This is a genomic window from Rhizobium sp. 42MFCr.1 (assembly GCF_000377185.1).
In the GTDB taxonomy this organism is placed as follows: domain Bacteria; phylum Pseudomonadota; class Alphaproteobacteria; order Rhizobiales; family Rhizobiaceae; genus Rhizobium; species Rhizobium altiplani.
The window spans coordinates 44,677-57,150 of record NZ_KB897826.1; the positions used below are offsets into that span (position 1 = coordinate 44,677).

The window sequence follows — 12,474 nt, forward strand, 5'->3', positions numbered from 1 at the left end:
GGCTATCCGTAATTTCCGCTTATCCGAAAATTAAGACATCCTCTGCAAAACTTGCTCGATGATTTTTTGGGCGCTTCCGCGTTGGCGTGAGGCGAACCGGCAATGACTGCCGACCGGGCCTCGCCGTCCGGGACTCCAATGTTCCAATAAAGCAGCTCGATGCACTCGGTCGGCGCCCCGCCAGGCGGCCGGCGGGAGGAGTGGTGTATGGAAGGCCGGAACCGCTATGTTGATTGACAAGTTTCTTTCCCGTTTCAAGATCAAGACCAAGGTCCTGATCTTTGTATTGCCCTTCGTCGTGAGCATTTCTGCCGTCGGCCTGACCGGCCTCTATGCTTCGGGCATGCTGCAGGGACGTATGGAAATCTCCAACAGCGTCCTGCAGTCGCTCAGCGGGTTCAAGGATCTCTATGGCTCCATGGACGACTTCCTGCAAATGACCAGCCAGGAAGCGCGTGACAAGCTTTACGGGGACATCAAGACGCAACAGGGCACGCTGAACGCCACGCTGAAGCAGATCGGCGACAATGGCGGTCGCGACAACCTTCTTGCCGCCATCGACGGCACCTCGGGAATTTCCGACACCGTGGGCAAGCTCTGGACCCTGCACGAGCAGGAGCTCGCCCTTCGCAAGTCGATCGATGACGCGCAGAAGGTGATGATCACCAGCCGCTTCAACGTCAACTACGATGCGCAGCAACTCGAGGAAAACATCCGCAAGGATGAGGGCAACGCCACTGCAACGCTGCGCGCCGCCGACCGCCTGCTGAAGGGCGGTGATACCCTTGCGGCCGTCATGGCCGACTTCAACAAGGCCCAGCTGCCGGCTGACAAGCTGAAGGTCGTCACGGACGCCATTCCCGCTATCGCAAAGGCGCAGCGCCTGATCGAGATTTCGGTCCCCGCGAACCAGAAGAGCATGACACAGTCGCTGTCGCAGACGATCAGCGACGTGAAGGCGCAGGCAACGGCGGCCGATGCCGGCACCGACGAGGCGATCGCCAATCTCGGGCGACTTGTCTCCCGCTTCCGTCAGATGTCGACCTATACCCAGCTGACGGCAACGCAGATGATGCGCGCAGCGACGACGACCTTCGTCGAGCTCGACAGCCGTATCGCGCAGACGAACTCTGTTCTCGAAGACACGCGCCGTCTGGAGAGCGCGATCTACTCGCTGCAACTCGTGCTCGGTGAGTTCGCTGCCAAGCCTGGCAAGGAAAATCGCGTCCGCCTGCATCAGGAGATCGCGACGCTCGGCACCAACCTAAACACGCTGCTCGCCAGCGCGAAGGGCATGAATTTCGCGGAAGACATCGTCGCGGCAATGTCGCCTGCCCTTGCCTCCATGGATAAGGATGCGCAGAGCCTGGTCGACACGATCAACCAGCGCGTCACCGACTACGCATCCGCTCGCCAGCAGCTTGATGCCGTCTGGGGGCAGCTCACGACGTTTGCCGAATTGCAGAAGAAGAGCGCCGGTGCCGAGCGCACCCAGGCAAATGGCATCTCCGTGCTGACGACGGGCCTCGGCATCCTGGTTTCGATCATCGGCGGCATTGCCCTTGTCCTGACGCTGCAGCGCCCGATCGGCCAGATCACCGCCGCGATGCGCCGCATTGCCGATGGTGCGCTCGACACCAACATCTCGGGCGACCAGCGGTATGACGAAATCGGCGACATTGCCCGCGCGCTTGGCATCTTCAAGGAAAATGCGATCTCCAAGATCCGCATTGAGGAGCAGAGCGAGGAAGAGCGCGTCGCGGCCGAGCATGAACGCCAGCGCAACGACGCCGAGAAGCGCGAAATGGACCGCCAGATCGAGTTTGCTGTCAATGCGCTTGCCTCCGGTCTCGAGCGCATGTCGCAGGGTGATATTTCGACCACGATCGACACGCCGTTCATCGGTCGCCTCGAGCAGCTCCGCCAGGACTTCAACGGTTCGATGATGCGCCTGCAGGCCACCATGAGCCAGATCCGCGACAACGTCGAGATGATCCAGGGCAACGGCAACCAGATGGCTCAGTCTGCTGAAGACCTCTCCAAGCGTACTGAGCAGCAGGCGGCTTCGCTGGAGGAAACCGCCGCTGCCGTTGACCAGATCACTGTCACGGTCCGTTCTTCGGCCGAGCGGGCCAAGGACGCCGATCAGATCGTGCGTCAGGCAAAACGCAGCGCCGACGACTCCGCAGTTGTCGTCAGCAACGCGATCGACGCAATGGGCCGGATCGAAGCGGCGTCCCGGCAGATCGAACAGATCATCGGCGTCATCGACGAGATCGCATTCCAGACCAATCTGCTGGCTCTGAACGCCGGCATCGAGGCAGCACGCGCCGGTGAAGCCGGCAAGGGCTTCGCCGTCGTCGCCATGGAAGTGCGTGAATTGGCGCAGCGCTCCGCTGCTGCGGCGCAGGAGATCAAGGGTCTCATAAACAAGTCGACCACCGAAGTCAGCTCCGGCTCGCAGTTCGTGCAGGAGACCGGCACGGTGCTCGCGAAGATCAGTGCCCAGATCGTCACGATCAGCCAGCATGTCGAAACGATCGCCCGCGCGAGCCATGATCAGTCGAGCGCACTTGGTGAAGTCAACGCGACGGTCAACCAGATGGACCAGATGACGCAGCAGAATGCGGCCATGGTTGAAGAGACGACGGCAGCAAGCCGCGAGCTTGCGGTCGAGGCGGATTCACTGCTGCGGCTCATCCAGCAGTTCAAGATCGACGGCGACATGCAGGCGAGCGTCTACCGCGCGGCATAAGACGACGACCAAAACAAGCGCTTGGAAGGCCCCGGTATACCCGGGTTCTTCTGTTTTTCCGAATATCGGCCGCGTCTTTTTAAGTTTTCGACGATTATCAATTTTTTGAAGATTTTCTTTAAATTTTCGCATTAGCCTCCGGGGCTCACGTCTCAGGGGATACCTATGCTACGCCTGTTCTCGGCTTCCATCGTACGTCAGATCGTCGCCATCACACTCGTTCTACTCGTCTTCAGCACCGCAGCGATCGTCTGCGCCACCTATTACAATCTGAGCGCTTACGTGATGACGAGCGCCGTGTCTGACGCCAAGGATGCAAGCAGGACGATGGCGGTCCTCTACGGCGCGAGCGATGCCGGAGTGAAGGTCGACGTGAGCAACAACGAGCTTGCCGGGGTAACCGAGGAAAAGCTGCCATCGCTCGGCGATCACGTTCTGGTCGATCGCACCGCACAGTCGATTGCTGGCGTTGCCACCGTCTTTGAACGCCAAGGCAGCGACTACGTCCGTGTTTCCACGAACGTCAAGAAAGAGAACGGCGACCGCGCTGTCGGCACGAAGCTCGCGGCGGATCATCCCGCGCAGGCGGTACTGGCCAAGGGGCAGGCCTACTACGGCCCGGCTGACCTTTTCGGTCGGAAGTTCATGACAGGCTATTTTCCGGTGAAGAACACGGCCGGTTCAAACGTCGGCATCCTGTTCATCGGCATCCCGATGGAGGTCTATTACAGCAGCCTGCAGCAACTGCTGATGCTGGTGGCCGGTGTCGGTGTAGCGGTATTGCTGCTCGTCGGCGTGGCAGCCTACTTCGCCATCCGGGCGTCCATCAGGCCGCTCGAGGCGCTGACGGCGACCATTCATACGATTTCCGACGGCAATCTCGACAGGCCGATCCCTTGCGTTGAGAAGCAGAACGAATTCGGCGCGATCGGACGCGCGCTCGCGCTGTTCCGCGACAACGCCCGCGCCCGCCAGGACTTGGAGATGCAGGCGGCCGAACAGCGGCAGCTTAGCGATAGTGAACGTGCCCGCAACGACGACGAGAAGCGCGCGCTTGACGGCCAGATCGACTTCGCCGTCAACCAGCTCGCCGCCGGTTTGGGGCGCCTGGCGCAGGGCGATGTTTCGCAGACGATCCAGACGCCGTTTGTCGGTCGCCTTGAGCAGCTTCGCGTCGATTTCAATGCGTCGCTCGTGCGGCTGCAGGAAACCTTGGCGCGCATTCGCGACAACACCGCTTCGATCCAGAACAACTCCGGCGCGATGCTGGCGTCTGCCGATGAGCTTTCGAAGCGTACGGAAGCACAGGCTGCCAACCTGGAGGAGACGGCGGCCGCAGTTGAGCAAATCACCGTGACCGTCAAATCGTCGGCCGTACGTGCCCGCGAAGCGAATGATGCCGTGTCCGCGACCAAGAAAAACGCCGATAGTTCAGGCGCTGTCGTCACCGACGCGGTCGCGGCGATGAACCGTATCGAAGAGGCGTCGAAGCAGATCGAGCAGATCATCGAAGTCATCGATGACATTGCGTTCCAGACGAACCTTCTGGCGTTGAATGCCGGTATCGAAGCCGCCCGGGCTGGCGAGGCGGGCAAGGGCTTTGCCGTGGTTGCGCAGGAGGTGCGCGAACTTGCACAGCGGTCCGCCGATGCGGCGCGTGAAATCAAGGGGCTGATCGAGAAGTCGACGCGCGAGGTTGCCGCAGGCTCCGGCCTTGTGCAGAAGACCGGTGCCGTGCTCGCCGCGATCAGCCAGGAGATCATTGCGATCAGCAGCCATGTCGAAATGATTGCGACGGCAAGCCAGGATCAGTCCGCTGCCCTGCAGGAGGTCAACGGCGCGGTCAATGCGATGGACCAGATGACGCAGCAGAACGCCGCCATGGTCGAGGAAACGACCGAGGCGAGCCGCCAGCTCGCCAACGAGGCCGATGCGTTGATGACGCTGGTACAGCAGTTCCGGTTCGAAGCCGCCCAGAATTACGACCGCGTGAGGCATGCGGCGTGACCGACGTTCCCGGATCGGCAAGCGTCCGTTCTTCCGGAGCGGCGCTTCCCGCTCCATAGCCACGGAGACGTGAGGAAAGCCGCGACACGGACCGCGCGGGAGCTGCCGAGGCTCTCGTAGAATTCGCTTTCGGCCTTTGCCGAGTACTTGTCACGACTGCCATTCAGCAGGTCTGCAATCTGGGCGACGGCGATGAGAGTGATCATGGCGATGTCCTTCTATATGGGCATCGCCTTAGCTATTCCTCGAAATTTGGTTTATAAACGGGAATTTCCTCACTATGTTTTTCATCGATGAAAAACACACAATGGGATTCCTTTCAGCTATTCGTGCAGGTCGCTCGCTTCGGCGGGCTGACGGGCGCCAGTGCGTCGAGCGGGCTCAGTCCCGCCACGATTGGTCGTCGCATGCTCGATCTCGAGCATGAGATCGGCAAGGCGCTCTTCATCCGCAGCCAGAAGGGTTACAGCCTCACCGCGGATGGCCAGGTCCTTTTGGATCATCTGCAGGACATGGAGGCCGCGGCGCGCAAGATTGACGCCTGGCGGCAGGCCGGGAGCGTTGGTGCGACGGTCAAGGTTGCCGCCGGCACTTGGGTCGCGTGGCTTCTGACGGAGAATTTCGCCGCGATCCGCAAACCCGGCGATGCCTTCGCTATCTCTTTGACGGTCGGCGAAGCGCGCGCCAACCTCAATTACAGGGAAAGCGATATCGGCATCCGCGCCTTCGAGCCCGAAGAAAGCAACCTTGCCGCCCGCCTGCTGGGCGAGGTGGCCTACGCGGTCTATACGAGACGCAATGTTGACGCGACCGAGGACAGGTGGGTGGCCGTCTCCGAAGAGGATGCGATCTCGAACTATCTCCGCTGGCCGCACCGCAATGCAGGCGGCTTGATCGTTGCAACGGTCAACCGGCCACGCTCGCTGCTGGAGCTGGTGAGAGGAGGGGCGGGCAAGGCGGTCTTGCCATGCTTCGTCGGCGACCTCGATCCCGAACTGCAACGTCTTGGCGGCGAACTGCCGGAATTGCGCCACCGGCAGTGGATCGTCATGAACAACGAGGATCGGCACCGGCCGGAAATCCGGACCGTTGCCGATCGCATGACGAAATTGCTGAAGAGCTATGTCGATCTGTTTGCGGGCAGGCGCGCCAGCCGAAGTTGAGGGCGCCCGCCGCGATCTCAGTTGCGCCCCGCGACTATGATGGGGATCAAAAGATCTCCCCAGTTACCGTCGCCGCCGTGGTGTCTCGCCGAGCGAACGATCTCGACGGAGACACCGGCATCGACCGCCTTCATGACCGACTGGTTCAGTCGGTGCAGATCGTTGGCGAGCGCGCGGATCGTCGTCTGCTGGTCTGTGGTCATGCAGGTGGACTGTTCTTCAGCGCGTTCCTTGACGCGTGCAAGAGTAGGCATGGCATTCTCCTCCTTGGTGCGATCATTCTGCTGCTGGTTTGAACTGTGCATGTTCGGTGGATTCCCTCATCGCCGTAGTCGACGAACGTCCGCCGGTGATGGCCATCGAAACGGCATCGAAGTAACCGGTGCCGACTTCGCGCTGATGCTTGGTCGCGGTGTAGCCGTTGATCTCCGCCGCGAACTCCGCCTCCTGCAATTCGGAATAGGCAGCCATCTGCCGGTCCTTGTAGCCGCGGGCGAGTTCGTACATGCCGAAGTTCAGCTGGTGGAAGCCGGCAAGCGTGATGAACTGGAACTTGTAGCCCATTGCGCCGAGTTCGCGCTGGAACTTGGCGATCGTCGCGTCATCCAGGTTTTTCTTCCAGTTGAACGACGGCGAGCAGTTGTAGGCGAGCAGCTTGCCGGGATGCACCTTGTGGACCCCCTCGGCAAAACGGCGTGCCTGCTCGAGATCCGGCTTCGACGTCTCGCACCAGATGAGATCGCAGTGCGGTGCATAGGCGACGGCACGGGCGATGCACGGCTCGAGCCCGTTGCGAACCTGATAGAAGCCTTCGACCGTGCGGCCGGCATCGTAGTCGACAAAGGGCTGGTCGCGTTCGTCGATATCTGAGGTCAGTAGCTTGGCGGCTTCCGCATCCGTGCGGGCAATGACGAGCGTCGGAACACCCATGACGTCGGCGGCGAGGCGAGCCGCATCGAGGTTGCGGATGTGTGCTGCGGTCGGGATCAGGACCTTGCCGCCGAGATGGCCGCACTTCTTCTCCGACGCCAGCTGGTCCTCGAAATGGACGCCGGCTGCACCGGCCTCGATATAGGCCTTCATGATCTCGAAGGCGTTCAGCGGGCCACCGAAGCCTGCTTCCGCGTCAGCAACAATCGGCGCAAACCAGGTCTCGACGGAGAGGCCGTTCTGCTCTGATGTTTCGATCTGATCGGCGCGCTGCAGGGTCCGGTTGATCCGCTTGGCCAGTTCCGGACCGGCGTTTGCCGGATAGAGGGATTGATCCGGATACATGGCCGAGGCGGTGTTGCTATCCGCGGCGACCTGCCAGCCGGACAGGTAGATTGCCTTCAATCCGGCGCGAACCATCTGCATCGCCTGATTGCCCGACAGGGCTCCGAGAGCATTGACGAAATCATCCTGATGCAGAAGCTGCCACAACCGCTTGGCGCCCATTTCCGCGAGGGAATAGCGCAGTTCGACGGAGCCGCGCAGCCGCTTGACGTCATCGATCGAGTAGGGACGCTCAACCCCATTGAATCGCCCAGCTGGAAGGTCCCGGTGCAGCTTGTCAAATTCTGTCATCTTATGCTCCTTGCAGATTGTGTGGTCAGTTTGGATGATTGACAGAATTTACAGATCCCGGAAAAAGACCAGAGTTTTCTATGGAGTAGCCATCAGAAACGAGTTAGGATGCAAAGCCTTGACAGGCTGGCTCTGTCAATTTGTAAAGTATTGTAAAGTTATCTGCGCGGACTTTTGTAAAGGATTGTCACATGGCGGAGCGCAAGATTTTTGCGGGGCCAAAGGTCCGGCGCATTCGCAACGGCCTCGGTTTGACTCAGTCAGCGATGGCCGAGGAGCTTGGCATCTCTCCATCCTATCTCAACCTTATCGAGCGCAACCAGCGGCCACTGACGGTGCAACTGCTCCTGAAGCTGTCGTCGGTCTACAAAGTCGATCTGGAGGAGCTGAGGGACGAGAGCGGCGGCAGCCTCAACCAGCTGCGCGAGATTTTTGCGGATCCGCTCCTGGCCGGCGAGCTTCCCGGCGACCAGGAACTCGTGGAGGTCGCGGAGGCCGCGCCCAACGCGGCAAGCGGCATCATCAAGCTGTACCGGGCCTATAGCGAACAGGCGAGCCGCCTGTCGGACCTGACGTCGTTGACGGCCGACGCGGGGCAGGTACCGCTCGCCGGTGCGCGGCTGCCGGCCGACGAGGTCCGCGATATCATGGAGCGGCGCTCCGCCTATTTCTCTCAACTGGAGGCTGCGGCGGAGACCTTCCTGGCCCGCTTTGCCGAGCCGCGCGATCTGCCGGCCGCGTTCAGGGAGTGGCTGCGGGCGGAACGCGGGATCAGCGTGCGTGTCCTTCCCGTTCACGTCATGCCCGATCTGCGGCGCCGCTTCGACCGGCACTCGATGCGGCTCTTCGTTTCCGAGCGCCTGTCGCCGGCCGATCAGGCGCATGAGATCGCCATCGAGGTGGCAACGCTCGCCTTGCGTGATGCGATCCTGGCGGAACTCGATGGTCTGGCGCTGTCGACGCCGGAGGCGAAGCGGATAGCGCGCTTCGAACTCTGTCGTTACGGCGCCTTGGCGCTTGCCATGCCCTATGGGCCATTTCTCTCCGCGGCCCAAGGCAGCCGATACGATGTAGATATCCTCCGTTCCCGCTTCGGAGTTTCCTATGCGCAGGCCGCAGCCCGGCTGGTCATGCTGCAGCGACCGGGCGCTTCCGCGATTCCCTTCTTTATGATTGAGATCGACGCCGCCGGTCACCGACTGCGGCGGGCTGGGGCGCAGGGTTTCCCTCATTCGCGTTTCGGCGGCGGCTGTCCCAAGCTGAACATTCATGCCGCCTTCCTGCAGCCGGGCCAGATCCTTGCCGAAACGGTCGAAATGCCGGATGGCGCCCGCTATCTCACGGTCTCCCGGACGCTTGAAGGGCCGAACGCCGCGTTCGGCGAGCGCGTCAGGCGCACCGCATTGCAGATCGGCTGCGACGCTGCCGCCGGCGAAGCGTCGGTCTACGGCCAGGTCGCAACGTCTCAGCAGCCAGTTGCGATAGGACCTGCTTGCCGCCTTTGCGAACGGCGCGGATGCCTCTCACGCGCCGAGCCGCCGGTCACACGACCATTGGGCCTCGACGAGATGGTTGCGGGCCTCAGCAGCTTTGATTTTCAATGATCGTGAAATGATTGAGAGTGCAGGTTTTTGCGCTTGTGGGCTCTCAAAAACATTTCTAGTCTGCTTGCAAAACCAGAGGGTCGGCGTCTACAGGCGCCACAAAGCAAGAAGAAGACAGGAGATATCATGAGGTCAACATTCGCAAGACTTGCAGCGAGCGCCGTTGTGCTTGCATTCGCCGCTGCGCCGTCCTTTGCGCAGGAGCGGGTGGTCAACGTCTACAACTGGTCGGACTATATCGACAGCTCCATCCTTGAAGACTTCACCAAGGAAACCGGCATCAAGGTCGTCTACGATACCTTCGATTCCAACGAGACGGTTGAAACCAAGCTGCTCGCCGGCGGTACCGGCTATGACGTTGTCGTCCCGAGCGGCGACTTCCTGCAGCGCCAGATCCAGGCCGGCGTCTTCCAGAAGCTCGACAAATCCAAGCTGCCGAACCTTTCGAATATGTGGGATATGATCCAGCAGCGCACCGCCATGTACGACCCCGGTAACGAATACGCGGTGGACTACATGTGGGGCACCAACGGGATCGGATACAACAAGAAAAAGCTCGCCGAAATCCTCGGGCCGGACGCAAAGGCGCCGGGCCTCGAAGTCATCTTCGATCCGAAGGTTGCGGAAAAATTCAAGGACTGCGGCATCTATGTCCTCGATGCGCCGAAGGACGTCCTGCCGTCTGCCTTGACCTACATCGGACTTGACCCCAATTCGAGCAAGCCGGCCGATCTGCAGAAGGCCGGCGAAATGCTGGAAAAGGTACGGCCCTTCGTTCGCAAGTTCCACTCCTCGGAATACATCAACGCCTTGGCGAACGGCGACATCTGCATCGCTTTCGGTTATTCCGGCGACATCTTCCAGGCTGCCAACCGTGCGGCCGAAGCCAAGAACGACGTGGAGGTCGGTTACTCCATTCCGTCACAGGGCGCGCAGATGTGGTTCGACATGATGGCGATCCCGGCGGATGCCAAGCATGTTGCCGAGGCGCACGAATTCCTCAACTACATGATGAAGCCTGAAGTCATCGCCAAGGCCAGCAACTACGTATTCTACGCCAACGGCAACAAGGCGTCGCAGCAGTTCATCGACAAGGAAATCCTCGAAGACCCGTCGGTCTATCCGAGCGAGGACGTGATGAAGAAGCTCTATAGCGTCACCCCATGGGATCCGAAAACGCAGCGCACGGCGACCCGGATCTGGACGAAAGTCGTCACCGGCCAGTAAAGAGTATCAGGCCCGGACGGCAACGCCCGGGCCTTTCCTTATCATGCCGATTGCGGGGACGTCGGTTCTCAAAATGACTTTTCGGGGCACATAATGAAGTCACTTGGCAATATTCGCCGTTCCTTTGCGCCGTGGGCAGACCCGGCATCGAAGCCGTTCATATCGTTCAATAACGTCACGAAGCGGTTCGGTGACTTCACCGCCGTCGATGACCTGTCCCTGAATATTTATCATCGTGAGTTCTTTGCCCTGCTTGGGGCTTCCGGATGTGGGAAATCCACGCTGCTGCGCATGCTTGCAGGCTTCGAGCAGCCGACCTCGGGCGAAATCGTCCTCGACGGTACCGACATGGCTGGAACGCCACCGTACAAGCGACCGGTCAACATGATGTTCCAGTCCTATGCGCTGTTTCCGCATATGACGGTGGAGAAGAATATCGCCTTCGGCCTGCGCCAGGATGGCATGCCCAAAGAGGAGATCACCGAGCGCGTTCTGCAGATGCTGAAGATGGTGAAGCTCGAGAAGTTCGCCACGCGCAAGCCGAACCAGCTGTCCGGTGGCCAGCGCCAGCGCGTGGCCCTGGCGCGTTCCCTTGCCAAGCGACCGAAGGTGCTGTTGCTCGACGAACCGCTTGGCGCGCTCGACAAAAAGCTGCGCGAGGAAACACAGTTCGAGCTCATGGACCTGCAGCAAAACCTCGGCCTGACCTTTGTCGTGGTCACCCACGACCAGGAGGAGGCGATGACCATGGCGGACCGCATTGCGGTCATGAGCCACGGAAAGGTCATCCAGGTCGCGACACCGGCGGAGATCTACGAGGCGCCGAATTCCCGCTTCGTCGCCGACTTCATCGGCGACGTAAATATCTTTGATGGCAAGGTCGCGAGCACGAACGACAGCACCGTCGAGATCGCCGTCGACGAAAATTTCTCGATCAGTGTCGTCACTCCCGAAAAGCCGGCAATGGGCGCGCCAGTCGGCTTTGCCATCCGTCCGGAAAAGCTGAAGGTCTCGCGCAAGCCGCCAGCCAATCCGAGGGTAAACGCGGCGTCCGGGGAGCTGTGGGACATCGCCTATCTCGGCGACATGACGGTCTTCCACGTGAAGCTGAAGAGCGGCAAGGTGGTCAAGGCCTCGCTCCTCAATGCGCAGCGCGCTGTCGACGACCCGTTCACCTACGACCAGGAAGTCTGGATTACCTTCGCCGAGGATGCCGGCGTCCTCCTCAAGGATTGAACCATGGGCAAGCTCGGTTCCGCATTCTACAATCGCCTGGTCATCATCATTCCCTATGTCTGGCTGCTGCTGTTCTTCATGGCGCCGTTCTTCATCGTCTTCCGCATATCGCTCTCGACGACGGCAATCGCCATGCCTCCCTACGAGCCGGTCTTTGCTCTGGCTGACGGCTGGGCCGAGTTCTGGGCGAAGATGCGCACCTTTTCCTTCGAGAATTACAGCTATCTGTTCGACGACCCGCTCTATTTGAACGCCTACATATCGAGCGTCGTGATCGCTGGCGTATCGACGTTCCTTACGCTGCTGATTGCTTATCCGATCGCCTACGGCATGGCCCAGGCCCCACGCAGCATCCGTCCGACGCTACTGATGCTCGTCATCCTGCCGTTCTGGACGAGCTTCCTAATCCGCGTCTACGCCTGGATCGCAATCCTGAAGCCGGAGGGATTGTTCAACCAGCTGCTACTGTCGGTGCACGCCATCGATACGCCGTTGATCATTCTGAACACGAATGTCGCGGTCTACATCGGCATTGTCTATTCCTATCTGCCGTTCATGGTCCTGCCCCTCTATTCCTCGCTGGAAAAGATGGACGGCACCTTGATCGAGGCAGCGCAGGATCTCGGCTGCACGCCGATTACCGCATTCTGGCGGGTAACCTTCCCGCTGTCGCTGCCAGGTGTGGTTGCCGGATGCATGCTGGTGTTCATCCCCGCGGTTGGCGAGTTCGTTATCCCCGACCTGCTTGGCGGATCGGAGACGCTGATGATCGGCAAGACGCTGTGGAACGAGTTTAACTCCAACCGCGATTGGCCGGTGTCCTCGGCGGTGGCGACGATCCTGCTCTTGATCCTGGTGATCCCGATCGTGTTCTTCCAGAACGCGCAGGCCAAGGCCGACGAGCAGGGGAGATAGA

At 60.6% G+C, this 12,474-nt stretch carries 10 protein-coding genes; 7 read left to right on the forward strand and 3 right to left on the reverse strand.

Annotated features, from left to right (window positions below; all coding sequences use genetic code 11):
* Positions 1-226 precede the first annotated feature (226 nt).
* Together C934_RS0111285 and C934_RS0111290 are read left to right on the forward strand one after the other, a co-directional pair.
* Positions 227-2,755 carry a methyl-accepting chemotaxis protein gene (locus C934_RS0111285; protein ID WP_018856832.1) on the forward strand — a complete coding sequence of 843 codons (2,529 nt, stop codon included), beginning with the start codon at positions 227-229 and terminating at the stop codon, positions 2,753-2,755.
* A gap of 165 nt (positions 2,756-2,920) precedes the next feature.
* On the forward strand, positions 2,921-4,762 hold the full coding sequence (locus C934_RS0111290; RefSeq protein ID WP_018856833.1) for a methyl-accepting chemotaxis protein: 1,842 nt from the start codon (positions 2,921-2,923) through the stop codon (positions 4,760-4,762).
* On the opposite strand, the gene C934_RS0111295 is transcribed toward C934_RS0111290, so the two are convergent.
* Positions 4,735-4,968: a hypothetical protein gene (locus C934_RS0111295; RefSeq protein ID WP_018856834.1), complete on the reverse strand. Its 234-nt coding sequence runs from the start codon at positions 4,966-4,968 to the stop codon at positions 4,735-4,737. The genes C934_RS0111290 and C934_RS0111295 overlap by 28 nt on opposite strands.
* Before the next feature lie 87 nt (positions 4,969-5,055).
* On the opposite strand from C934_RS0111295, the gene C934_RS0111300 reads away from it, so the two are divergent.
* Positions 5,056-5,925, forward strand: a complete 870-nt coding sequence (locus C934_RS0111300; protein ID WP_018856835.1) for a LysR family transcriptional regulator — start codon at positions 5,056-5,058, stop codon at positions 5,923-5,925.
* Between the two features lie 17 nt (positions 5,926-5,942).
* Here C934_RS0111300 and C934_RS0111305 read toward each other — a convergent pair whose 3' ends face one another.
* Both C934_RS0111305 and aceA read right to left on the reverse strand, forming a co-directional pair.
* Positions 5,943-6,179, reverse strand: coding sequence for an SMc00767 family acetate metabolism repressor (locus C934_RS0111305; RefSeq protein ID WP_018856836.1), 237 nt, complete (start codon positions 6,177-6,179; stop codon positions 5,943-5,945).
* 22 nt (positions 6,180-6,201) lie between these two features.
* Positions 6,202-7,491, reverse strand: coding sequence for an isocitrate lyase (gene aceA, locus C934_RS0111310; RefSeq protein WP_018856837.1), 1,290 nt, complete (start codon positions 7,489-7,491; stop codon positions 6,202-6,204).
* 191 nt (positions 7,492-7,682) lie between these two features.
* Here aceA and C934_RS0111315 point away from each other — a divergent pair, with 191 nt between their 5' ends.
* The 4 genes from C934_RS0111315 (at position 7,683) to C934_RS0111330 (ending at position 12,473) form a co-directional block, all read left to right on the forward strand.
* Positions 7,683-9,095: a helix-turn-helix domain-containing protein gene (locus C934_RS0111315; RefSeq protein ID WP_018856838.1), complete on the forward strand. Its 1,413-nt coding sequence runs from the start codon at positions 7,683-7,685 to the stop codon at positions 9,093-9,095.
* Between the two features lie 126 nt (positions 9,096-9,221).
* Positions 9,222-10,322, forward strand: a complete 1,101-nt coding sequence (locus C934_RS0111320) for a polyamine ABC transporter substrate-binding protein (protein ID WP_018856839.1) — start codon at positions 9,222-9,224, stop codon at positions 10,320-10,322.
* 93 nt (positions 10,323-10,415) lie between these two features.
* A complete protein-coding gene (locus tag C934_RS0111325) occupies positions 10,416-11,558 on the forward strand; it encodes an ABC transporter ATP-binding protein (protein ID WP_018856840.1) in 1,143 nt (380 codons plus the stop codon).
* 3 nt (positions 11,559-11,561) lie between these two features.
* Positions 11,562-12,473, forward strand: coding sequence for an ABC transporter permease subunit (locus tag C934_RS0111330; protein ID WP_018856841.1), 912 nt, complete (start codon positions 11,562-11,564; stop codon positions 12,471-12,473).
* Position 12,474 lies beyond the last annotated feature (1 nt).